The following is a 23,257-nucleotide window of genomic DNA, read 5'->3' on the forward strand; positions in this document are numbered from 1 at the left end:
TTCTTTTCCACGCTAATGGTGAGCGCGGCACTTTGGAAGCTTAAGTTATGAAACCTTAGCTGTGAAGCCTTAGTTAAGAAGCGATATCCGACTTCTTCTGCATGCCGTAATTCACTTCTATTCGGTTTCGACCATTCCGCTTAGCCAAATACAACACTTCATCTGCACGAGCCATCGTCTCAGAGACTCGTTCGTTTTGCATTTGGGCGACACCAATACTGCACGTTAGCGATTCACCATGAACCCAAAGGTGTTTTTCAACGTTCTGACGCACGACTTCGGCTTTCTTTACTGCTTGCTCAATATCGGTATTTGGGCAGAACACGACGAACTCTTCACCACCCCAACGTACCAGTCGGTCATCAGTTTGAATGGAACTCGCAATCACCATAACAAACTCGCGTAAAATATCGTCCCCCATTTGATGTCCGTATTTATCATTCACGCGTTTAAACTTGTCTAAGTCCATATAGAGAATCGAAAACGAATCGTGACCCCAGCGAACTTGACGAGCTTGTTGCTCAAGCCAGTTTTGGACTGCATGTCGATTCATCGCTCCAGTTAAGGCATCACGATGTGCCAGTTCCGCAAACTCATAATTTTGTGTACGAAGCGTCGAATTCACCTTCTCTAAATGGCGGTGGCGTTTCCGTGCTTTGTTGTATGCGATTTTATTTTTGCGCATTTCTTGTAGTGAGAATGCTAAACCCAGCGCCATCCATGAGAACAACAAAGCGAACAACAGTGTCGACTGTTCTACATATGCGCCTTCAAACTCAATCTTGTCGATAACGATCTTATGTTTACCCAGTGCCGCCCCTGCTCCCGTTGCCAGATCAATGCGAGTAATGTTGGCAAACTCAGGCGCAGAGTGCTCAATCGCAACGTCGTTATCATTCAACCACCACGTCATCACCTGAAGGTTTTCAATCGGGATCTCAATAACTTCACTAAAGTCTGAAGGAGAAAACTGCATGCCATTGTATTTGATGGTGTATTCATCATTCGGGTCTGAGTAGGCCGAATTGAAGTTACGCAAGTACAGACGCAAGTTTTTGCTTGGGTTTTGACCCTCTCCAGCCATTTCATAACGAATTTTTAGACGAACGGTATGGTAACTGGAAAGATCCAAACCTTTGGTCGCTTGCTTCACATCGGTGTAAACGGAGATGCCGCAGTAAGGCCACGCGTATTTGCTTTCCTTTAGGTCACAGTTCAGAACCAAACTGTGGTTTTGATACGTAATATCAGATTCACTCAAACCACCAGCAATCGCATCACTTGTAACATGAATATTAAATTGATCCGGTGTAACTTCTAGCTTACGAGTATCACCAAGCAAACTGTATAACGCCACCAAACTGATGCTGCATATCGACAACGCAAAAATTAATTTATGTATCCATTTCATGGCGGCTGGCCTATTTACTGACAACTGTTCTGTTTATATCGTGCAATGTACTGAAAGATTTTTCGTTTTTCAAACAAAGTTATTTATCAAGTTAAAAAGTGATTTAAAACTCACATTCTTAATTTCAATACATAGTACACACAAAGTAATTGTGAACCCGCTTCAAGATTGTAGGAATATTCTCACCAAGCGAGATTTGCGAAAGACTTCACACGCTGACTTTGTCTAGTGTTCAAAAAGCCATCAAACAGAAAGCGAAAACTAACACGTATTAGCTTTCTCCTGCCTCTGAACGTCGGTTCGGTATATACTGTGCAAAAACAAAATAATGAGTAATGTCATGTCAATAATTGCTACAGGTACGCTAAATAAAATGCGTGCTTCTCTGGATGGTGCAGTAAGCTACCGTCTGCCTGTGGGTAACGAAGAAGTGGATTTGAGCCCATTTCTTGGTAAAACCCTCACCCTAACTCACACTGGCAACATCTACTGTTGTTCTTGCGGTAAGAAAACCAAGAAGAGCTACTCTCAAGGCCACTGCTTTGTGTGTATGAAGAAGTTGGCGAGTTGCGACATGTGCATCATGAAGCCAGAAACTTGTCACTACGAACAAGGCACCTGTCGCGAGCCGCAATGGGGTGAAGAGAACTGCATGGTGGACCACTTCGTTTACCTATCTAACACGTCAAGTTTGAAAGTGGGCATCACGCGTCATACCCAAATTCCAACCCGTTGGATAGACCAAGGTGCCACACAAGGTCTGCCTATCTTCAAAGTAAAAACTCGTCATATTTCTGGCTTGATTGAAATCGAATTAGCGAAACACATTGCTGATAAGACAAACTGGCGAACGCTGCTGAAAGGCGATGGCGACCCAATTGAACTGCAAGATCGCTTTGCAGAACTACTGCCATTAGTGGAAGACAAAATCGCTGAGATTAAACAGCAGTATGGCTATGACGCAATTGAAGTGTTGAGCGAAAACATCACTTCTCTAAGCTACCCAGTTCAGCAGCATCCGACTAAAATCACCTCGCACAACTTCGATAAAAACCCAGTTGTTACAGGTACATTGCAAGGTATTAAAGGCCAATACCTGATCTTCGATACTGGCGTGATCAACGTGCGTAAGTTCACCTCTTATGAAGTTGAAGTGAGCGAATAAGCTCTCGGCTCATTGAATAAAAGAAACGAAAAAGCTCGAGCACCTGGCTCGAGCTTTTAGTTTGTGTCGTCTTCGATTCTTACGCGTCGAGGATATTTTCTAACACATCAAACAACATATCGATTTCTGCCGTCGTGTTGTAGTGCATACAACCGATACGCACCACACCACCCGACTCTTCTAAGCCTAACTGGCGAACGAGTCCTAGTGCATAGAAGTGTCCATTCCAGACGCAGATATTGTGCTCACCCAACGTCTTCGCGATGAACTCTGGAGAGTATTTATCAAAAGTCAGCGCGAAAGTTGGCGTTCTCAGTTGGTTGCTTTCATTGTTAATACCAAACAAGTTCACGCCATCGAGCGCCCCTAAACGCTGCAAGAAATGCTCACTCAATTGCTGCTCATGTTGGCTGTATAACGCATAGCTTTGCTCTAGACGCTGACGAAGTGATGCTTCTTCATCGCCAAACTGGGCTAGGTATTCAACCGCAGCTGTGACGCCAGCCAAGCCTTCAAAGCTCTGCGTTCCGGTTTCAAAGCGCCCCGGTCCAATATTGGTTGCAGGTTCAACTTTGTAAGGCTTAACACTGTGTAACCACTGGTCTGCTACGTACGCAATTCCTACGTGTGGTCCGAAAAACTTGTACGCAGAACATGCCAAGAAATCACATCCTAATGCTTGCACATCGACTAAATGGTGCGGCGCGTAATGAACGGCATCCACATAAACTTGAGCGCCGCTACTGTGTGCCATTTTGACCACTTGGTGCATATCAACAATCGAGCCGGTGGTGTTCGATGCGTAAGTCACCGCAACTATGCGAGTTTTCTCATTCAACAAGCTCTGAAGATGCGCAAGATCTAGCGTGCAATCTTCTTCATTAATTCTGACTTGATGAACCACCACGCCTTTATCTTCTGCTGCTTGTTGCCAACTCGACACGTTAGAGTAGTGGTCTAGGGCTGAAACAATGATCTCATCGCCCTCTTTCCAATCTCGACTAATAGCGCGACTTAGCTGGAATGTCAGCGAGGTCATATTTGCGCCAAACACAATATTTCCCGAGGACGGTGCGTTTAGCAGAGCTTGTGCTGATTCGCGAGCCGATTGCATTACATCAACCGTCGCTTGGCTTGAGAAATAATGCCCGCCGAGGTTCGAATTGAATCGTCCAAGGTAGCTCACCATGCTATCGAGTACCGACTGCGGCACTTGTGAACCACCGGGGCCATCAAAAAAGGTCACTGGGCGATCATTGTGGTATTGCGCCAGTGCGGGAAATTGTTCTCGGATCTGATTAAGATTGAAGTTCATTTCGTTTGTCCGTCGCTGTCAGTACAAATACATCCATATGACCTTCTTGGTCATTAATCACTGAGCGAATTGGCACCGCGTTGTGCCACAGTTTGCTGTCTGCCAGCATTGCCACTTCGCCATTTTCCAATACTTTACGGAAAAAAGGCGCTTGATTGTGGCTGCTGTAAAGCATGATGTCGCCACCCATGATGTTGTGACGCCCTACGCCTACTAGCGCGATGTGGTCAAAACCATCTTGGTGTACCCCTTCCGGTGCAACTTGGGTTTCATCGTAAATCGCAGTAATTCGAATTTGATGGATCTCGATTTCCTGACCGTCTGGTAAGTGGTTTGCGTTAACGAACAACTCACACATTTCACGGAAACCTTCACTGGAAAGAATCCCTTTTTCAATCGGCTCAAACTGGCGAATCACATCACCTTGGAAACGGTTGATATCAGAAGATTGTACAAAGCTGTTCTTATTTAAATCGACCACCTGACCGTTTTCAAACCCAACCACAGAGTAACGACGAAGACGATATTGGCCGTCGGCATGTTCCGTACGAGGTAGGCCTTCGAAGGAAGGAGAAAGTTGCTCAATCGCTGCCATGCTGAGCTGAGTCAAATGTAAGGTGTTCTCTCGTGAATGTAACATCATTGGCTCCTTTAATGAGGCACATTTAGCTTGTTTGAATTAACATTTAATTTACATCTTAGGATACGCAAATATTCTGCAATTACCAGAATTTGACGTTGATAGCTTCAACAAAAAAGAAAAAACGACACTTAGCACTATAATTAACATCAACAGCAGTTTAAACATTCAGAACGGAGCTTGCGCAGTATTTGAAACTAGAACTCTCTACTATAAACAGAATTTTATTCTAGTCTGGAACGCCTCTCCATAAACATCAGCAAGTTCTAACCTATAACCAATAATTCGATCCGCTCCTTTCGTTTATGCTTTTAAAGCACTAAGAATTTCCATACAATCGGGAGAAATGTTCAGCCCTCTATGGAGCCATAATGAGCGACGTAAAACACTGTAAATTATTAATTCTTGGTTCTGGCCCAGCAGGTTACACCGCAGCAGTATACGCAGCGCGTGCTAACTTAAACCCTGTGCTAGTAACGGGAATGCAGCAAGGTGGTCAGCTAACGACCACAACTGAAGTAGAAAACTGGCCTGGTGATGCAGAAGGTCTTACTGGCCCAGGTTTGATGGAACGCATGAAAGAACACGCAGAACGATTCGAAACAGAAATCGTGTTCGATCACATCAACGAAGTGGATCTGTCTCAACGTCCATTCCGTCTGAAAGGTGACTCTGGTGAGTACACTTGTGATGCGTTGATCATCTCTACTGGCGCATCAGCGAAATACCTAGGTCTTGGATCTGAAGAAGCATTTAAAGGTCGCGGCGTTTCAGCTTGTGCAACTTGTGATGGTTTCTTCTACCGTAATCAGAAAGTGGCGGTTGTGGGCGGTGGTAACACTGCTGTTGAAGAAGCGCTTTACCTATCAAACATTGCATCAGAAGTGCATCTGATCCACCGTCGTGATTCATTCCGCGCTGAGAAGATCCTTGTAAAACGCCTGATGGATAAAGTTGAAAGCGGTAATATCGTTCTTCACACTGACCGTACACTAGATGAAGTGCTAGGCGACGACATGGGTGTAACGGGTGTTCGCATTAAAGACGTGAACAGCGGTGCGACAGAAGATATCGATGTAATGGGTGCATTCATCGCAATCGGTCACCAACCAAACACGCAAATCTTTGAAGGCCAAGTCGATATGAAAGATGGTTACATCCTCGTTCAATCCGGCCTTGAAGGTAACGCGACGCAAACAAGCATCGAAGGTGTGTTTGCAGCAGGCGACGTGATGGATCATAACTACCGTCAAGCAATCACCTCTGCAGGTACTGGCTGTATGGCAGCTTTAGATGCAGAACGCTTCTTAGACGCACTTACTGACAAATAACTTTTCACATTTGTGTCATATCCTTAAAGCCCAGCGGTATTCCCGCTGGGTTTTCTTTTGTATACTACCGCCTCATTAAAACAATTATCATTAAGCCTTCACGATGGATAAGAAAAAGCAAAGCAGCTTGAATAAGTGGCTTAAGCAACAGAGTAAGTTGGCCAAGCGCTGGCTGATGGTTGCGATAGGCCTAGGCGTACTATCAAGCGTGTTTTTATTGGCTCAAGCAGCCCTGCTCGCCTCCATTCTCCACCAACTCATTATTGAACAAGTCGACAAATCCGAACTCGTTTGGTACTTCGTCGGACTTGGTGTCACTGTTATCGGTCGCGCAGCTTGTACTTGGGGACGCGAAATCGCTGGATATCGTTGCGGCGAACAGATCCGTGTTTACATCCGCCAACTGATTCTCGATAAAGTTCACCAACTTGGTCCTGCTTATATCAAAGGTAAGCCAGCAGGTAGTTGGGCAACGTTGATCCTAGAGCAAGTAGAAGACATGCAAGATTTCTTCTCTCGCTACCTTCCACAAATGTCGTTGTCTGTTTTGGTGCCTTTCATCATCCTAGTAGTGGTTTTTCCAATTAACTGGGCAGCCGGTTTAATTTTCCTGATTACTGCACCATTAGTTCCAATGTTTATGGCATTGGTGGGGATGAAAGCCGCTGACGCAAACCGTAAGAACTTCAAAGCACTGCAACGTTTATCTGGTCACTTTTATGACCGTTTGCAAGCAATGACAACCATCCGTTTGTTCGACCGTACTCAATCAGAAACCGAGACGTTAAAAGGTGCATCTGAAGTTTTCCGTACTCGCACTATGGATGTATTGAAGATTGCATTCCTATCTTCAGCGGTTCTTGAGTTCTTCACTTCTATCTCAATTGCGATTACGGCAGTTTACTTTGGCTTTAGCTATATCGGAGAGCTCAACTTCGGTTACTACGGCACAGGTGTAACGCTGTTTGCTGGTCTATTTATTCTGATCCTTGCGCCTGAGTTCTATCAACCATTGCGTGACCTTGGTACCTTCTACCATGCCAAGCAACAAGCAGTCGGCGCAGCAGAAAGCATTGTTGAATTTCTAGAGCTAGATGTAGACCAAGTAAAAGATGGCAACAAGGCCGTAGAACAAAACGCAGCGATTCATATCGAAGCTCAAGACCTTGTTATCTTCAGCCCTGAAGGTAAACAGCTTGCTGGTCCCCTATCCTTCTCGCTAGAAGCGAATCAAAGCACCGCACTGGTTGGCCCAAGTGGTGCAGGTAAAACCAGCTTAGTAAATACCATCCTTGGTTTTATGCCATACAAAGGCAGCTTAAAGATTAACGGCTGTGAACTTTCCGAGTTGGATTTGGCGACATGGCGCGAAACCATCAGCTGGATTGGTCAAAACCCAATGCTTTTGCATGGCAGCATTCGTGACAACGTCACTCTTGGTAAGCAGGATATTCAAGATCAGCAAGTCCACTCAGTACTGAGCGACTCCTACGCTGCAGAGTTTGTTGAAATGCACGGTCTGGACTACCAAATATCTGATCGCTCTGGCGGTTTGTCTGTTGGTCAGGCACAGCGTCTTGCCCTTGCTCGTGCGATGCTACAAAACGGCCGTTTTTGGCTACTTGATGAACCAACTGCAAGTTTGGATGCTCGAAGCGAGAAATTAGTTATGGAAGGCATCGGTAAATACACCGAATCCACCACTAACTTGATGATCACTCACCAACTCGCGCCGCTGCAGAATGTCTCCCAGATTATGGTTATGCAAGAAGGTCAAATCGTTCAACGTGGCGATTACGCAACGTTGGCATCGCAAGATGGTTTATTTAAAGAAATGTTGGCTGCCAACCTAGCTCAACGTGAATCAGACAAGGGGAACTTAGATGCGTGATTTACTCCCTTATCTAAAACTGTATAAAAAGCATTGGTTTGGTTTGTCACTCGGCATGCTTCTGGCGTTTCTAACGCTGGCTGCTTCTATTGGCCTACTCACCTTATCCGGTTGGTTTATCTCTGCGGCTGCCGTCGCGGGTTTGACTATTGCTCGTGAAACTTTCAACTACATGCTTCCGGGCGCCGGCGTTCGTGGCGCCGCGATGGCACGTACTGCGGGCCGTTGGGGTGAGCGTGTAGTTAGCCACAATGCAACATTCAAACTACTGACGGATCTGCGTATCTTCTTCTTCAAGAAGCTTGCGCCTCTGATCCCTGGTCGCGTTTCGACTCTGCGTGATGCGGATCTGCTAAACCGTCTAGTGGCAGACGTAGACGCGATGGACCATGTGTACTTGCGTCTTGTCAGCCCTGTGATTGTTGGCATCTTCGGTATCTTGTCGCTAACCGCGGTACTTGCCTTCTTTGACTGGCACCTTGCGCTACTGCTTGGCGGTATCCTGACGGTAATGCTGTTGGTGTGGCCAGTATTGTTCTACAAACTGGGCAAACATAACGGCGAACACCTGACTCAAAACAAAGCACAACTGCGCGTAGCAACACTGGACTGGCTACAAGGTTATAGCGAGCTGAGCCTGTTTGGTGCAGAAGAGCGTTACCGTAACGTGATTCTAGAAAAGCAAAAACAGCTGCTATCCAACCAGTTTGTTAACGCAAACCTCACTGGTATGGCGTCTGGCTTGTTGATGCTCGCTAACGGCTTAACCCTTGTTGCAATGCTTTGGTTTGCTGCGGATGGTGTTGGTGGTCGTGCACCAGATCCTTGGATTGCACTGTTCGCGTTTGCAACCATGGCGAGCTTTGAAATTCTGATGCCAATTGCTGGTGCTTTCCAATATCTAGGTCAAACACTGACTTCAGCACGTCGATTAAACGAAATCACGCTAGCTGAGCCGGACGTTGTCTTCCCAGAAACATCGAAGCGTGAAGGTGATAAGCCGTTAAATATTGAGTTCGACAAGGTTGATTTCACCTACCCTGATGGCCAGCAAAAAGTGCTGAAAGACCTGACACTGTCACTGCCACAGGGCTCAAAAACGGCGATTGTTGGCCAAACCGGTTCAGGTAAATCGACGCTTATTCAATTGCTTTGTCGCTATTGGGATGTAAACCAAGGTCAAGTGAGCATTGGTGGTGCGCCTCTACAAGATTGGAGCGAGTCCGATTTGCGCGCTGCGATCACAGTAGTTAGCCAACGTGTTGATGTGCTTAATGGCACATTGCGTGACAACCTATTGCTTGCGGCTCCAGAAGCAACGGATGAACAGCTGGCTGATATTCTGACTAAAGTAGACTTGGCGAATCTGTTAGACGAACCAGGGCTGGATGCTTGGCTAGGTGACGGCGGTCGTCAGCTGTCTGGTGGTGAGAAGCGTCGTATCGGTATTGCTCGCGCGCTATTGCGTGACGCACCTATTCTGCTGCTTGATGAACCAACCGAAGGTCTAGACAAGCGCACTGAACAAACAGTGATGGAATTGTTCAAGCAACACTTCACCAATAAAACGGTGGTATTCATTACTCACCGTTTGATTGAGTTGGAAAGCATGGACAACATCTGTTTGATGGAACAAGGCGAAATCATCGAACAAGGTAGCCACCAAGCACTACTTGCAGAAAAAGGTCGTTACCACCAGCTATTACAATCTCTGTAATACTGGGATTCAAATAGACAAAGGGCTCATCAATTGATGAGCCCTTTTCTTTTGCTCTCGCTGTTCCCATAACAAGTGCAAAATTTGTTAACGACTTGACTTGGCCAGATAAGCCGACATTTCCTCTTCCGGTACCATGCCGCCACCGGTCGCCCAAACTAAGTGAGTCGCGTTGTTTAATTTCTCTTCAGTAAACTGCATTCGCGCTTGGTAAGCTTTGTCGTTAGAAACATGCACCGCACCAATCATGCCCGCTAACGCTGATGGTTCTAAACGAATATCTTCCAGCTCACTTAACTCGCCTAGATGGTGATACATGCGCTCATCCGTCATGGTGTAGTAACCATCAAGCAGTCTTTCCATTGCTCGACCAACAAAACCTGACGCACGACCTACCGCTAAACCGTCAGCTGCAGTGATATTGTCGATGCCAAGATCTTGCACCGCGATGTCATCATGCAAGCCGGTGTGCACACCAAGCAGCATACACGGAGAGTGTGTCGGCTCCGCGAAGATACAATGCACATCGTCACCAAAAGCCATCTTCAAGCCGAACGCTACACCACCAGGACCACCGCCCACCCCGCAAGGTAAGTAAACAAACAGAGGGTGATTCGAATCAACGACAATGCCTATCTCATCAAACTGTTGCTTCAAGCGCTCGCCTGCAACGGAATAACCTAAGAACAAGGTTTGAGAGTTTTCATCATCAATAAAGAAGCAAGTTGGATCTTTCTCCGCTTCTTTGCGTCCCTGCTCTACAGCAACACCGTAGTCTTGCTCGTATTCCACTACATTCACGCCGTGAGAGCGCAGTTTGTCCTTCTTCCACTCTCTCGCATCTGCCGACATATGAACCGACACAGAAAAACCGAGTTTTGCACTCATGATGCCGATAGACATACCTAGATTCCCTGTCGAACCTACGGCAATGCTGTACTGCTGAAAAAACTGACGAAACTCTTCACTGAACAATTTGCTGTAGTCATCAGTTTCACTTAGAAGCCCAGCTTCAATCACCAACTTCTCTGCGTGTGTTAGCACTTCATAGATGCCACCACGCGCCTTTATTGAACCTGAAATAGGCAGATGACTGTCTTTTTTAAGCATCAAACGTCCAAGAATTTGAGTGCCGTATTGCGTTTCCAAGCAGGACTTCATCTTGTCGATTTCAACAACGTTCGATTCAATAATTCCGTTAGAAGCCGCCGTTTCTGGGAAAGCTTTCACTAAATATGGAGCAAAGCGTTTTAGTCGTTCACTCGCGTCTTTAATGTTGGCAGCACCTAAACCAACGAACGGCAAGCCTTCTTCAAGTGTGGCGATATTTGGGTTGAACCAAACCACCTCTTCTAACCCAATGAGTCGCTCAACCAAAGGGAATTCTGCTACTAGTGCGTTTACGTTATGCGTAGTCATTATTGTTTACCTTTATTAGATCATGTACGACAGAAGGAATGTGCCTGCTAATGCAACAAAAGAGGCAATGAATGTCGCTGTCGTGTAGTACTTGAAGATTTCTGTCATCGTGGCTCCGCAATATTGCTTCACCAACCAAAAGAGCGAATCGGTCACTATCGTACAACCAATTGCGCCAGAGCCTATAGCCAGAGTAATGATTTCTGGACTTACGTTCGGATAAAGTGGGAGTAACGGAGCCACAATTGCCGTCGCGCCCATCATGGCAACGGTGGCAGATCCCACTGCCGCATGCAGAATAATCGCGACAAGCCATGCAAGAAGGATCGGATGCATATCGAGATTAGAAAGTAACTGAGCCAATACATCCGCCAAGCCACTGCCCTTTAGTACGCCGTTGAATGCACCACCAGCGCCAATAATCAGCAAGATGTTGGCAATCGAAGAAAATGCACCTTCCGTTTTCTCAAGCAGCACACTCATGCCCATGTTCTGCTTAATACCTAACATGTAATAAGCAACAAAAGCGGCGATAAACATTGCTGTGATTGGGTTGCCGATAAACTCCAAAGTGGTGTACAGCGCACTGCCATGTTCCATATTGAGTTCTGCCGCCGTTTTTAACAGCATCAGCGCAATAGGTAACATCACGGTGAATAGCGTCGCCCTCAAAGAGGGTAATTGTGCTTCATCTTTCACTTCTAGTGAGGTGAACTCTTCAGGTACGGTTTTGAAAGGTAGACGTGCACCCATCACCTTCAAGAACAACGGACCGCCAACTAAAGATGCAACCAAACCTATGAGTAAGCCATAGAAAATTACAGAACCGATATCAGCACCAAGCTCATTGGTCACAAACAATGCGGCAGGGTGTGGAGGGACAATACAGTGCACTGCCATCAAGGCAGTACAGAGCGGAATGGCGAGATTTAAAAGTGAGGTATTGGTTTTTTTCGCAATCGAAAAAGCCAGTGGAATTAGCAGTACCACGCCAACTTCTACGAATAGAGTAATTCCGCAAACAAGACCGATTAACACCATAATTACTTCAGGTGAGAGCCAGCGAATCTTTTGTAGGGTAAGGCCTATTCGTTCTGCCGCTCCAGACACTTCCATCATCTTGCCAAGTATGGTGCCTAAACCAATCACGACAGCAAGAAAACCAAGCGTTCCGCCAATGCCACTTTCGATAGCACTGACCATCTCTAAAGGTTGCATGCCCATCATCCCGCCAACGTAAAAACTGGCGAGTAACAGCGCTAAAAAAGGATGGAGTTTAAACTTAACGATCGCAAAAACGATCATTAAGATACTCGTTATGAGGGCAGTAATGACCCAAAGGTTGGATTCCATGTTCAGACCTATGTTGTTGTTTTAATTGACTGCAATTAAACGAGGAATCCATAGCCCTGACAAACGATCAAAACTCACCTTTAGATGAAGTGAATTGAAACAAAAGCGTGATTTATACGACGTTTAGTGAATTTTTCAACCAATAGGTGAAGCTAACTATAACAACACCGTTATTATGGGTTTTATCAAGCTCTACTCGTTGACGCACATGTACACCAGAGACAATATTTTCGCCAAGAACCAACGCATCAATAGCTTTCAACTTTCCAAGCTTCATACTTTTGAAGTGGCAGCACGACACAGTTCATTTTCTCTTGCGGCAGAAGAACTCTCCATGACGCCTAGCGCCATCTCTCACCGTATCAACAAGCTTGAAGAAGAGCTTGGCATTGCCTTGTTTACCCGCGCTCACCGCAAAATCACGCTCACAGAAGAAGGTGAACGTATTTATCTCGCCTTGAACAGAACACTCAACGAGTTAAATCAAGAGGTAATGGAAGTCAGAAATGGCGAAGTCTCCGGAGAGCTGACGATTTACTCTCGCCCTTCTTTTGCCCAATGTTGGCTCGTACCTAGGTTGTACCTATTTAAGCAAAAACACCCTTCCATCGAGCTGAATATTCTTACTGGCAATGAGAACGTCAATTTCCAAGGCTATGGCATCGATGCTGCGATCTATTTCGATGAGCAGATGCCAGAAAAGTTGTGGTCGAAAGAACTGATGAGCGAAGAGATAATCCCGGTCTGCACTCAAACATATGCAGAACAATTTAACCTATTTGAAAAGCCAGCGAATTTGGTAAACGCCACCCTACTTCACGACAACCAAGCATGGGATTACAACTCCCATCACGATGAATGGACGCTGTGGGCAAAAGAAAATGGCATAACAGACATTGACGATATTCCAAGCATTTCATTCGACCGTTCCGATTTAGCCGTTAGTGCCGCAATGCATAATGCGGGCGTTGCTATCGGTCGACTATCGCTGGTGGACAAACGACTTAAATCCGGCGAACTGATCACCCCTTTTAAAAACCAAACTCTGCAATGCAAACAGAAATATTATGTCGTTACGGCTAACGAGAAGCACTCACCTAAATTAGCGCTCTTCATTGGCTGGTTGAATCAACAAGTAAATGGGGAATAGCGAGCTACGCTCTTTTGAGTAACCGTTGGCTTTGTGCCAATGTGTCGAATGACAAATTGTCGTCAAGATCGCTGCGTAGTGTAGGTCGGTGTAAATAGTAACCTTGTGCATAATCCACACACAAACGTCGTACAAAATTCAAGTCGTCCGGAGTCTCTATTCCTTCTGCAACAAGGTCAAATTGGTACTTTTGCTTCCAAAGGCTTAAACACTGCCAAAATATCTCATACTGTTCTCCCCTCATGGTTAATAAGCTGCGATCCATTTTGACAATATCGGGCTCAACATAACGAATGATGGCTTCATCTCTGTGATTCGCACTACCAAAATCATCCAAGGCAATTTTGATACCCAAACGCTGGCAAACCTTTCTGTTCATTTGAAACATATGTTGATCAGCAACTTCCGTCGGATATTGGTTTTTCTCGGTAATCTCTAACCAGAGAGTCATTTTACCTCGGTTGCAAGACTGTAATAGAGGTAAAACATCTGCCAAAAATGAAACGCTCGCTAGATATGAAGGCGGAATATTGACCGAAATAAATCGGACAGAGCTCGGCAACATTTTCAATTGCTTGGTAAGTTTTTGAAATAAACGCTTGGTAAATTGGTTTGCGTACCCCTCCTCTTCGATACAACGAAATGAAGACTCAATACAACGAGGCGTATTCCATCGCGTTAACACTTCTGCTCCTAGAAGGAGATCTTGCCGCATACCATAGATCGGTTGAAAGATTGGATAGAATGCTCCCTTACTAATATCAGCAAAGACCTGCTTACATTTATCCTCCTTGGTTAAATTACTCATACATAACACCATTCAAAAGTATTTGTCAGCCCGAAAGAGTAAATCAACGAAACGCACAACTGTAGGCATCGAAAAATGGGATTCCTTGAGCTTTGCTATGCGCCTTCTATAATGACATAGCAATCAATAACCTAATATAAAAACAGAATGAGAGAGGTATTTGATGTTTGGCGGCTATTTAAAGCAAGTGCGGGAAGAGATTGGATTAACACAAAAAGAGCTTGCCACTAAGCTTAACCTTGCAAGCGCCGAGTTTGCCTCCATCGACCCAGTGACTATCAGTCGATGGGAAAGAGGAACGACCGCCCCCACGGTTATTAAAGCGATAAAGATTTTAAGAGTGCTGACGACAAACTTGATGCCTTTTTTGCGTCAGTTGCCAGCGAAAGTAGATAAAAACCTGCTTGCTGAAATAGCAGAGTATCGTTTTAAATCGCCATGGGCGACCTTAATGGCGTCGTCTTACGACGTACCAACTCCGGCAGGAGAAGTCTTAGAATACCCATTACTAGAAAGCGATCAAGACGTTTACTTAGCGAATCTCAAACACTTTTTTAGCAATATTGACCTCGACAATAAGGCACTTTTTGATGTTGATTTATATCAATACCAATTAGACAAAAAATTGTTTGCCCGAAAATTCATCGACAAAAATACGAAGGAAATATTAGGACACAGAATTGCTTTTTTACTCGATGCCAAAGAGCTAAGGCAATACTTTTCGTCCCCTTATTTTCCACTACCCGTTCAACAATCTCGCAGTTATTCTTCAAATAGAGTCATGGCCATGTGCACGGTATCTCGTTATTCATCCAACGAAGCCGTGTTTTGGGAAAACAATGCATCAGGGGCGAGATTTGTCGCCACTCATGCCAATATACATGACATCTACTTTTACGCGATTGACCAATGGTCAGTGAATTATATGGAAAGTTTAAATGCGGAAAAGGTTGCATTCGATACACCAGATGAAGATGGCATCGTCAAAATTGGAAATCAGTCATTCAAACGTTGTTTATATCGACTGGACAGTGCCAATTGGCTATCTCGTCCAGAAGTCATCTCTCTGTTACAAAACGCATAGCAAGACGCTGCGATATCCTTTTAAAAACAGGAGTATGAAAAGGATATAACCAAACTCAGACATATTATTGACATGGTTAACGGTAACACTACCTAACATTAAAATAACAACTACAATTTATGTAGACTCCGGTAAGAATTTAATAATATTCAATTTATTATGAGGTTTATATGTTTGGGGATTACCTGAAGCAACTTAGGGTCGAGGCGGGCCTTACGCAAAAGGAGCTTGCGGTAAAACTAAATTTGATCGACTCAGAATTTGTATCTATTGACTCTGTCACAGTGAGTCGCTGGGAGCGTAATAGCACAGCACCTAACCCGATTAGAGCAGTCAAAGTCTTACGCTCACTGACCAATGATCTTCGTCCGTACTTACTTTCATTGGAGGTTGAAGAAAACAGGACCCAAATCAACAACTATTTGAAAGATCGATACCGTTCTCCTTGGGATGTATTAATGGGTTCCTCTTATCACTCATCAAAAGAAACTGCAGAAGATGACGTAAAAGAGCTCCCCTTATTTGAATCGCGTTCAGAGAAATATGAAGAGGGATTGAAGAACTTTCTCAACAGCATCGGTATTGAAAACGAAGCACTATTCGACTTAGACCTATACCAACATCAGATAGAACACAAAATCTACGGGAAAAAATACATTAATGAAGATTCGGGTAAGCTACTTGGGCACTCTCTCTCTTTCTTCTTTCATGCAGAAGATCTCAATGATTACTTTTGCTCCCCTTTCTTAAAAATCCCGATAAAGAAAACGAAAGCTTATTCTCAAAACAAAAAAATGGCGATTTGCACACTCACCCACTTTTGTTCAGATGAGCCCACCTTCTGGATCGATCATCAAACAGGGATCGATTACCTTGCGAGACACGCAAATGTTCATGATCTTTATTACTACGCAGTCGATAAGCTAACAGCCGATTACATGATCAACATTGGGGCCGAAAAGGTCGCGTTCGACACACCCAATAAGCATGGCATCGTTAAAATCGGCCATGAAAAATACATGCGTTGCTTGCTCAAATTGGATAGTGCGGTATGGCTAACAAGGCCAGAATTATTACTGCTTCTGAAAAACCACTATGCTTAATGTTCAACGACCATAATGTAACGAGCAATTGTTAGTTGGTTCATTTCAATAATAAAAACAAGGTAAGTTTATGTTTGGAGATTATCTAAAGCAGTTGAGAATTCAACATGGATTAACGCAAAGGGAACTTGCCACAAAACTAAATCTATCTAGCCCAGAATTCACCTCGGTTGACTCTGTCACCATTAGCCGCTGGGAAAGAAACGCCACAACCCCAAACTCGGTAAAAGCAATCAAAGTGCTACGACAACTGACTTTGGATCTCAAGCCGTATTTGCTGACAATAGAAGCCCCATCAGAAGGAACGATATTAGATGATATTCTCTATGATCGTTTTCACTCGCAACGTGCGCTACTAATGTCTTCTGAATACGAAGAATTGAAACCTCAGAAAGACACTAAAATCATTGAAGAATCGATGTTCTCGAATGAAACCGCAGATCATGCCAGCCGATTGAAGAACTTCTTTATCAATGCCGATGCACACTACCCTGGTTTGATTGACTTAGACTTATTGAGCTTTCATAAAGAAGATAAAGTTATCGCCAACGTTTACCTAGATGAAGAAAGCCATAAAGTCAGAGGCCACTCCATCTCTTTTTTATTCAAAATAGAAGATCTCGAATCACTCTTTACTAGACCGGAACATACATTACCGTTTAGTTTAGCGAAACCTTATACTGAAAATAGAGAACTCGCACTTTGCTGCCTGAGTCGATACGCCGCAAACCAGCAAGTCTTTATGATGCTTCACCCAACCTTAGTGGATTATCTTGCTGCAAGATCCAACATTACCAGCCTCTACTATTACTCGTTTGATAATCAGTTCTCGGAATACCTTGTCAGCTTAGGGGCCGAAAAAGTGGCCTATGATAGCCCTGATAAATCAGGTTCAGTAACGATAGGTAAAACGGCCTATCGCAAATGCTTACTTAAAATAGATACATCGATATTGTTAGCACAATCTTCAATGATATACCTACTTCACCAACATCAACGTCATAGCAAACGTTGTTAACCAAAACATAAAGACTATCTAAATTAATGTCGTACGATTCATCGCCGCCATTAATTTAGAATAATGACTCTACTGGCAGCCGAATAAGGCTAAGTTCGGCAAATAACCTTAAATAAATATCTAATATACCCATATGAAATATGTTATCTGATATGAACATTTCTCACTTTTAAGATAAGACCAAGAAATAATTTACAGCACGTATAATTGTAAATACATCATCAAGTTTTACTCTAAATTCTCAAAAATGCTGTAATTTCAGCGCTATCCATCCCAAAATTAAGACAAAAAATGCGAGAACTAGGCATCTATTCATTGCTCAATAGCACAAATGCCTTCTCAATTTAATATCAAACATAATACGATTCTTATGATATTTATGAATAAATACGACATGAATATTAATGCATTTTCAACCTCCTATCAGCCGTATCAATTTTAGAAGAAAGGTCGCAAACCGAATATCGTTTATGACCTTAAAACTATTCGGTAGAGGAATGTCATGCACATAACTTAAACGAAGAATAACAATTAGCTATGGACATGTTTTAGATATATGGGAGAAAGTAAGGTGTTCGGGAGTTATCTAAAATCAATAAGAACCGCGTTAGGGTTAACTCAGGAGCAAGCATCGATTAGGCTAAATCTATTAGGTGGTGATTTAGCAAATATAGATTGCGTCACCTTCAGTAGATGGGAAAGAGGCATCACTCAACCAAGCCTTAGTCGACGAGTAAGAGTGCTTCGTGCATTCGAGAATAATTTGCTGCCGTACTTATGTAGCCTAGGGCTAGACTTATCGCTAAAAGAAGATGTCGAGCAATTCGAGCTGTCGCTAAAGCAACGGTATCAGGATGCGATGTCAATCATATCTGGCATTGATTACAACAGTGTACGCCAAGTCGAGCACGAGTACATCGAAGAGGAGGAGCTGAGTCAAAATAATGAGCAAGACTTTATTCATAGTTTGAACAACTTTCACGACCAATTAAAGTCGCTCAATATCAAACACAACCTCTCTTCAATCGATCTGGTCGAATATCAAAAGGATGGCCGCGCGATCGCTTATAAGTACTTATCAAGAGGTAAACTGGTTGGTCATAACATTGGTATGTTTTTTAGCGACCCAACGTTAGAAAACGAAATTGATAGGACAAAGCGAAATCGTCTTCCCATCGATACCATCGATCTGAGATTAACGAAACCATTGAAAGACAAAGGTACATATTCCTACTACGCGATTAGCCAACATTCGAAAAGCGAACGAGTATTTCGCAGGCAATTGCACACTGAGTTTACTTTCCTCGCTCAAAATGCGCATATTCATCACTACTATGCGAGCGTGACCTTAAAGAGCTCTGTTGATGTCATGTTAAAAATGGGATTTAGCGTTGCCGCCTATGAAAGTGAAAATCCTGTTGGTGCAATTAAAGTTGGTTCAAAACGCTATACGCGTGCTGTCATGTACATCGAAACCAGTGAGCTATTTACTCAACCGGAGTTTCTTTACTTATTAACTTGCTGTGGTGTCTGTACGGAGCGCGAATGCGACACATGTCTAGAGCACCCACATTGCATTTGCTGATAATAAACATCGAATAACAAACAGCTCTTCAATTTTTCGCTACGTTAAGGTCAATGTCGACAACGTTTTGCTTCGTCGTTATTGGCCTTCCTCCGAATAGCAACGATCTTGAAAATTCACTAGCCTTTAACGTTCGATAAAGTTTCTATTCTTGCCTTTTTGCTGCAACTTACTTCTCGCGCCGCGTTCGTTGATATCACTATTTGTCGTCATCATATTTGTGATTGAAATAAATTTATAGGCAAATACCATTTTAGCATTCATTAATATGCTTAAGGTTAATTAGGGAACTTACTATAACGTACCAGTTCAATCACTCTTACAAACAAGTGAAAAGCACAAATAGTATCTTTGTTTATTAAATAATTTTCACGTAAGTGCATGAAAATAAAATTACTTAGCAATTTAAGGTTTTTTCATTTCATAGATGCTATCCAAAGTCAGAATACAATCACTATGATCAATCTTTGACGCGCGAAACAGACTTGTTCACAGGTGAAAAGCATGAAAAAGATTCGCTATCCATTCGATTTGCACGGAACGCTATCAATTCGATACAGGGATAAAGTAAACCCGATTTTCCTCGATACCGATGACGATAATCAATCAGTCATCGACATTGATGACTTTGCGGTCAGATCATTTAGCTACGTCTCTGAAGATCGCCTACTTAAAATATCTCTGCAAAAAGCTTTGAACTTAACTGAGATCGCCGATTGCGGTACCGTATTTACAGGAATTGAATTGGAGCAGAATAATATCAAACTAGACATTGTTTATTGCTTGTACAATGCAGGTATTATCAGCTCAAGTATCTCTTACCCATTAGATGATGCCTCCCCTATTCAGTCTATCGCAGTAGCAAAACCTTTGACACTTCACTTAAAGTGACAAGGCAGCCTCATTAATAACAGGCGAAAAAGAAAGCCCTCACTCCTATAAGGAATGAGGGCTTTCTTATGTATTCATCGTATATCGAAACTACGTCTTTCTTGAATCGTCTTCTGTGCTCTCATAGAACGCTCTCTTACGCTCATACATGGCTTCATCTGCCATGGAGAACAAGTTATCAAGAGAGGTCCCCTCGCTTGATGCCCCACCAACTGAGAACTTAACTGGGTGACGCTTATGTTCTGAGAGTTCTATCCACTTGTCTTCTTGCGCAACTTCCAGAGAGAGGGTTAGTGCATCAAGCGCCGTGCTATCAATATTTTTCGCAATCACCGAAAATTCATCACCACCGATTCGGTAAAGCATGAATTCCTCTTTTAATACGGACTTAATCAATTGTGTTGATTTTGCGATTAACAAATCACCACGGTCGTGACCATAGTTATCGTTCAACATTTTTAATCCGTTAATGTCGATGATAATAATCGCTATTGACTTCCATCGCCCGTTTACCAACGACTGGCAAGCGAACTCATAATCTTCATCGAATGCTTTTCTATTTAGACAACGTGAAAGCTTGTCTCGACGAGCAAAATCTTCTAGTTCCAACCAAGAGTAGAGCTGCTTTTTGAATAGTTCGATCAGAATGCGTTCTTCTTCATTCATCTCATACTGACCATAATCGAAATAACCAAGTACGGTTCCTGTGGATGAGCGCATCGTCTTGATCTGCCCTCCCTCTGGATGGCTAAAACTAAACCGCATATCTGAACTTGTTATCAGACGATTCAGCCCAGAGTTAATCACTCCTGGGATAGCATGATAACCAATACCTGCATGACTCGTGGTAAAGTTAATTAAAGTCATTAACTTCTCTTGGTGGGCTTCTTCTCGCGTTAAGTTGACACGCAATTCCGCCGTTTGCTCTTCAACTCGGTGCTCCAACTCTTGGTTAAAATTGGCGAGCTGAGCATTGGTGTCCTGCACTTGCTGGTTAGCTTTCCGTAAATCTTGGTTACGAATCTCCAGTTCATCCATGTGGTTGGTCAATTGTAACCACAACGAATCTAACAAGTTCATCAGTTGGCGGAACTCTTTAAATTGAAAACGTTTTGGTCGTAAGTCTGGGCGAGTGTTGTTTTTAAAACTGCGTACGACGATTTCCATCTCTCGAATGGGACGCGTAAGCCAGCGACTCGCGACCACGGCGATACATAACGTCACCACTAAGGTTGCGATTATGATATTGAGTAGCTGTTGCTTAGACTGCATCAACTCCTGATTACGTGCTACGTTAGACACAGAGTGAATCATCGAAACTTCTAATGGTTCAACAAAGTTGTTGTTCAGCACTTCAATATTGGTTAGATGTCGAGAGGCATCACCCTTCGTTTGACTGACAGAGCCATAATGAAAGTTGACACTTTCTTGTGCGTAAAGGAACGGTTGCGATATCTGAATCAAGTCCTGATACGACACTAATACAACAAGATAACCTTGGGGTTCATATTCGGAATCAGGCAGCAAAGTATATGGCAGCAATGGACTCACAAAAACAAGACCACTTTGACCACCTTTGAGTACCAAGCCTTCATCAAAATAGGTGGTATGAAACATTTTCCCTTGTTTGTATACCGCATCTGCTGCGCGTATTTTTTCTAATAACTTACTGTTTTCCAGATGGTAAACTGACCCGTTGCTCTCATACATCGGCTGCCAGTTTTTGTCTATGATGTACGTAGTACTGACGTTGGTCGCCAACTCTTCAAAGGTTTCAATCATTTGCCAAATGATGCTCGAGTAAAGAACGTTATCCATCCCCTGAACTAACAGGCGATCTTTCGAGTACCAACGCGTTAAATTGGCAATGAAGGTAAGGTCTTCTTTGACGGTTTTCTGAATACCTTGATTGGTATTCTCTAGCTTGATTTCTTTTTGCACTAACAAATCTGCTTGGTGTTTATCAATCATGCTAGTACCTACCCAATAAGCAGGTAACAACGATCCGAGCACCACGATCAACGTTAAGATATTACGCAAACTGATCATGATGAAGACTTCCTGCTTTTATGGATATGCTCGGAATGCTTTTGGATAAATTCAACCACAAACTCAGCGGCGCTTTCTGCTGGCATTCCAGCTTTAAAACGCTTGTAGCCACGAATCAATGCCTCCCATGTGACCGCCATTTCAACCGTACTCGGCATAGCATAAGCGGGGGTTAGCTCTTCATACAAGTCACTGTAATAGGTGGTGTCAGAGTCATACCACTTGCGATTGATAGAACGATTAGTAGAAATCAAGTTTTGGTTGATGATCACATCTTCAATAAACTCTGGTTTTTGTACAATCATCGCCAAGGTTCGCATGGCTTTCTGCTTGGCAGGGTTGGCCATCGCCTCCTCGTTAAACGCCAACACTTTACCGCCACTTAAAGAATGCATGTGATGATTGTTGTAGGTAGGCAAACTGCTGATTTTCAGTTCTTTAGAAAAATGTTGTTTTAGCTCGCCCAGAGCCCAATCACCATCGATAAGATAGGCGACTTCCCCTTCAATAAACTGCTGGCGAGCTTGCTCTTGAGAGTAGTTATCTTTGACAACTCCTTCTTGGGGCAACTCACCATAAAATCTAAGCGCCGCCGCTAGCGCACCAACATCAATATCGGTCACCGGTTTTGAGCGATGCTCCGAAAACATAGGTACAAACGACATTAAAAAGTACATGTTTGGATATTGCATCGCGAGCGTCGTTCTTCCCTGCTCAGCTTCTTCGAGTAGCTCTTCCCACGTCGGTTCAAGATCTTTGGTTAGCTTTGTGTTCACGTACAACACAAGGTGGTTACCCAAACCTAAAGGCACACCATAAATGGCATTATCTACCGTTACCAATTCCAGAGCTTTGGGCTCAATGCTCTTTTCTTCTATCCAACTGCTAGGAATCTTAGCCAAATCAAAGTAGTCATGCAGCCCAAGGAAGTCTGACGGCACCCAAATGACATCCGGTACGGTAATGCCAGTTTGCTTGGCCAATAACAATTCAGAGCGGATGTTGTTTACATCAAACTCTCTGATCGCCAATGTGTTTCCTGTTTGCTCTTCAAAACGTTCGTTGATTTCAGCAACCGTCGAATATTCAATGCCGCTCCATACTTGGATCTCCTGAGCAACAGTCAGGTTAGAGAAGCAAAGCAGTAAGGTTAAGCAGAGGTTTCTCACTAGAATTCTCGAAAATAGATGGTGTTACAAAGATAGCGAACCAATGTTGGTTATTCAAAACCGTCCAATGGTTCTGTGCGAACGATTCCATTAGAAAACGATCCTGTAGAAAGTAAAAAGCGCCGCTATTGCGACGCTTTGGAGGATTATATCACAGG

At 43.6% G+C, this 23,257-nt stretch carries 18 protein-coding genes; 10 read left to right on the forward strand and 8 right to left on the reverse strand.

Going from position 1 to position 23,257, the window contains the following annotated elements; all coding sequences use genetic code 11:
* Positions 1-73: 73 nt before the first annotated feature.
* Positions 74-1,411 (reverse strand): GGDEF domain-containing protein, encoded by a 1,338-nt coding sequence (locus BCT11_RS21465; RefSeq protein ID WP_102389250.1) that lies wholly within the window; start codon positions 1,409-1,411, stop codon positions 74-76.
* 340 nt (positions 1,412-1,751) lie between these two features.
* Here BCT11_RS21465 and BCT11_RS21470 point away from each other — a divergent pair, with 340 nt between their 5' ends.
* Positions 1,752-2,576 (forward strand): DUF2797 domain-containing protein, encoded by an 825-nt coding sequence (locus BCT11_RS21470; RefSeq protein ID WP_102389251.1) that lies wholly within the window; start codon positions 1,752-1,754, stop codon positions 2,574-2,576.
* Positions 2,577-2,655: 79 nt separating this feature from the next.
* On the opposite strand, the gene BCT11_RS21475 is transcribed toward BCT11_RS21470, so the two are convergent.
* Together BCT11_RS21475 and BCT11_RS21480 are read right to left on the reverse strand one after the other, a co-directional pair.
* Positions 2,656-3,891 carry a cysteine desulfurase-like protein gene (locus BCT11_RS21475; protein ID WP_102389252.1) on the reverse strand — a complete coding sequence of 412 codons (1,236 nt, stop codon included), beginning with the start codon at positions 3,889-3,891 and terminating at the stop codon, positions 2,656-2,658.
* Positions 3,875-4,531 carry a 2OG-Fe dioxygenase family protein gene (locus BCT11_RS21480; protein ID WP_009705852.1) on the reverse strand — a complete coding sequence of 219 codons (657 nt, stop codon included), beginning with the start codon at positions 4,529-4,531 and terminating at the stop codon, positions 3,875-3,877. The genes BCT11_RS21475 and BCT11_RS21480 overlap by 17 nt, the downstream gene beginning before the upstream one ends.
* 371 nt (positions 4,532-4,902) lie before the next feature.
* Between BCT11_RS21480 and trxB the strand changes: the two genes are divergently transcribed.
* From trxB to cydC, 3 genes are all read left to right on the forward strand, one after another.
* Complete coding sequence (trxB, locus tag BCT11_RS21485; RefSeq protein ID WP_102389253.1) at positions 4,903-5,862, forward strand: thioredoxin-disulfide reductase; 960 nt, start codon at positions 4,903-4,905, stop codon at positions 5,860-5,862.
* Positions 5,863-5,965: 103 nt separating this feature from the next.
* Positions 5,966-7,753 carry a cysteine/glutathione ABC transporter permease/ATP-binding protein CydD gene (gene cydD / locus BCT11_RS21490; protein ID WP_102389254.1) on the forward strand — a complete coding sequence of 596 codons (1,788 nt, stop codon included), beginning with the start codon at positions 5,966-5,968 and terminating at the stop codon, positions 7,751-7,753.
* Positions 7,746-9,470 (forward strand): cysteine/glutathione ABC transporter ATP-binding protein/permease CydC, encoded by a 1,725-nt coding sequence (gene cydC, locus BCT11_RS21495; protein WP_042604561.1) that lies wholly within the window; start codon positions 7,746-7,748, stop codon positions 9,468-9,470. The genes cydD and cydC overlap by 8 nt, the downstream gene beginning before the upstream one ends.
* An 87-nt stretch (positions 9,471-9,557) precedes the next feature.
* On the opposite strand, the gene BCT11_RS21500 is transcribed toward cydC, so the two are convergent.
* Both BCT11_RS21500 and dsdX read right to left on the reverse strand, forming a co-directional pair.
* The gene (locus tag BCT11_RS21500) at positions 9,558-10,889 is read right to left on the reverse strand and encodes a D-serine ammonia-lyase (RefSeq protein WP_102389255.1); all 1,332 of its coding nucleotides are present in this window, start codon (positions 10,887-10,889) and stop codon (positions 9,558-9,560) included.
* 15 nt (positions 10,890-10,904) lie between these two features.
* Positions 10,905-12,242: a D-serine transporter DsdX gene (dsdX, locus tag BCT11_RS21505; RefSeq protein WP_102389256.1), complete on the reverse strand. Its 1,338-nt coding sequence runs from the start codon at positions 12,240-12,242 to the stop codon at positions 10,905-10,907.
* 208 nt (positions 12,243-12,450) lie between these two features.
* Between dsdX and dsdC the strand changes: the two genes are divergently transcribed.
* A complete protein-coding gene (dsdC, locus tag BCT11_RS21510; protein WP_102389277.1) occupies positions 12,451-13,392 on the forward strand; it encodes a DNA-binding transcriptional regulator DsdC in 942 nt (313 codons plus the stop codon).
* A gap of 4 nt (positions 13,393-13,396) precedes the next feature.
* On the opposite strand, the gene BCT11_RS21515 is transcribed toward dsdC, so the two are convergent.
* Positions 13,397-14,200: an EAL domain-containing protein gene (locus BCT11_RS21515; RefSeq protein ID WP_102389257.1), complete on the reverse strand. Its 804-nt coding sequence runs from the start codon at positions 14,198-14,200 to the stop codon at positions 13,397-13,399.
* A gap of 163 nt (positions 14,201-14,363) precedes the next feature.
* Here BCT11_RS21515 and BCT11_RS21520 point away from each other — a divergent pair, with 163 nt between their 5' ends.
* The 5 genes from BCT11_RS21520 (at position 14,364) to BCT11_RS21540 (ending at position 19,881) form a co-directional block, all read left to right on the forward strand.
* The gene (locus BCT11_RS21520; RefSeq protein WP_102389258.1) at positions 14,364-15,284 is read left to right on the forward strand and encodes a helix-turn-helix transcriptional regulator; all 921 of its coding nucleotides are present in this window, start codon (positions 14,364-14,366) and stop codon (positions 15,282-15,284) included.
* A gap of 170 nt (positions 15,285-15,454) precedes the next feature.
* Positions 15,455-16,387 carry a helix-turn-helix transcriptional regulator gene (locus BCT11_RS21525; RefSeq protein WP_102389259.1) on the forward strand — a complete coding sequence of 311 codons (933 nt, stop codon included), beginning with the start codon at positions 15,455-15,457 and terminating at the stop codon, positions 16,385-16,387.
* Between the two features lie 70 nt (positions 16,388-16,457).
* A complete protein-coding gene (locus BCT11_RS21530) occupies positions 16,458-17,405 on the forward strand; it encodes a helix-turn-helix transcriptional regulator (RefSeq protein WP_039974469.1) in 948 nt (315 codons plus the stop codon).
* A 571-nt stretch (positions 17,406-17,976) separates the two neighbouring features.
* Positions 17,977-18,990: a transcriptional regulator gene (locus BCT11_RS21535; RefSeq protein ID WP_038868752.1), complete on the forward strand. Its 1,014-nt coding sequence runs from the start codon at positions 17,977-17,979 to the stop codon at positions 18,988-18,990.
* Between the two features lie 504 nt (positions 18,991-19,494).
* Complete coding sequence (locus BCT11_RS21540; protein ID WP_102389260.1) at positions 19,495-19,881, forward strand: hypothetical protein; 387 nt, start codon at positions 19,495-19,497, stop codon at positions 19,879-19,881.
* Between the two features lie 90 nt (positions 19,882-19,971).
* Here BCT11_RS21540 and BCT11_RS21545 read toward each other — a convergent pair whose 3' ends face one another.
* Together BCT11_RS21545 and BCT11_RS21550 are read right to left on the reverse strand one after the other, a co-directional pair.
* The gene (locus tag BCT11_RS21545; protein ID WP_102389261.1) at positions 19,972-21,930 is read right to left on the reverse strand and encodes a diguanylate cyclase; all 1,959 of its coding nucleotides are present in this window, start codon (positions 21,928-21,930) and stop codon (positions 19,972-19,974) included.
* Positions 21,927-23,099, reverse strand: coding sequence for an extracellular solute-binding protein (locus tag BCT11_RS21550; RefSeq protein WP_241909048.1), 1,173 nt, complete (start codon positions 23,097-23,099; stop codon positions 21,927-21,929). Before BCT11_RS21550 ends, BCT11_RS21545 begins: the two co-directional genes overlap by 4 nt.
* Between the last annotated feature and the right edge of the window lie 158 nt (positions 23,100-23,257).

The organism is Vibrio sp. 10N.222.52.B12 (genome assembly GCF_002875385.1).
Lineage (GTDB): Bacteria > Pseudomonadota > Gammaproteobacteria > Enterobacterales > Vibrionaceae > Vibrio > Vibrio jasicida.

Bases quoted from the DNA above. Each gene is read 5' to 3' on its own strand.
- BCT11_RS21465 (WP_102389250.1), bottom strand. From the start codon at position 1,411: ATGAAATGGATACATAAATTAATTTTTGCGTTGTCGATATGCAGCATC.
- BCT11_RS21470 (WP_102389251.1), top strand. From the start codon at position 1,752: ATGTCAATAATTGCTACAGGTACGCTAAATAAAATGCGTGCTTCTCTG.
- BCT11_RS21475 (WP_102389252.1), bottom strand. From the start codon at position 3,891: ATGAACTTCAATCTTAATCAGATCCGAGAACAATTTCCCGCACTGGCG.
- BCT11_RS21480 (WP_009705852.1), bottom strand. From the start codon at position 4,531: ATGTTACATTCACGAGAGAACACCTTACATTTGACTCAGCTCAGCATG.
- trxB (WP_102389253.1), top strand. From the start codon at position 4,903: ATGAGCGACGTAAAACACTGTAAATTATTAATTCTTGGTTCTGGCCCA.
- cydD (WP_102389254.1), top strand. From the start codon at position 5,966: ATGGATAAGAAAAAGCAAAGCAGCTTGAATAAGTGGCTTAAGCAACAG.
- cydC (WP_042604561.1), top strand. From the start codon at position 7,746: ATGCGTGATTTACTCCCTTATCTAAAACTGTATAAAAAGCATTGGTTT.
- BCT11_RS21500 (WP_102389255.1), bottom strand. From the start codon at position 10,889: ATGACTACGCATAACGTAAACGCACTAGTAGCAGAATTCCCTTTGGTT.
- dsdX (WP_102389256.1), bottom strand. From the start codon at position 12,242: ATGGAATCCAACCTTTGGGTCATTACTGCCCTCATAACGAGTATCTTA.
- dsdC (WP_102389277.1), top strand. From the start codon at position 12,451: ATGTACACCAGAGACAATATTTTCGCCAAGAACCAACGCATCAATAGC.
- BCT11_RS21515 (WP_102389257.1), bottom strand. From the start codon at position 14,200: ATGAGTAATTTAACCAAGGAGGATAAATGTAAGCAGGTCTTTGCTGAT.
- BCT11_RS21520 (WP_102389258.1), top strand. From the start codon at position 14,364: ATGTTTGGCGGCTATTTAAAGCAAGTGCGGGAAGAGATTGGATTAACA.
- BCT11_RS21525 (WP_102389259.1), top strand. From the start codon at position 15,455: ATGTTTGGGGATTACCTGAAGCAACTTAGGGTCGAGGCGGGCCTTACG.
- BCT11_RS21530 (WP_039974469.1), top strand. From the start codon at position 16,458: ATGTTTGGAGATTATCTAAAGCAGTTGAGAATTCAACATGGATTAACG.
- BCT11_RS21540 (WP_102389260.1), top strand. From the start codon at position 19,495: ATGAAAAAGATTCGCTATCCATTCGATTTGCACGGAACGCTATCAATT.
- BCT11_RS21545 (WP_102389261.1), bottom strand. From the start codon at position 21,930: ATGATCAGTTTGCGTAATATCTTAACGTTGATCGTGGTGCTCGGATCG.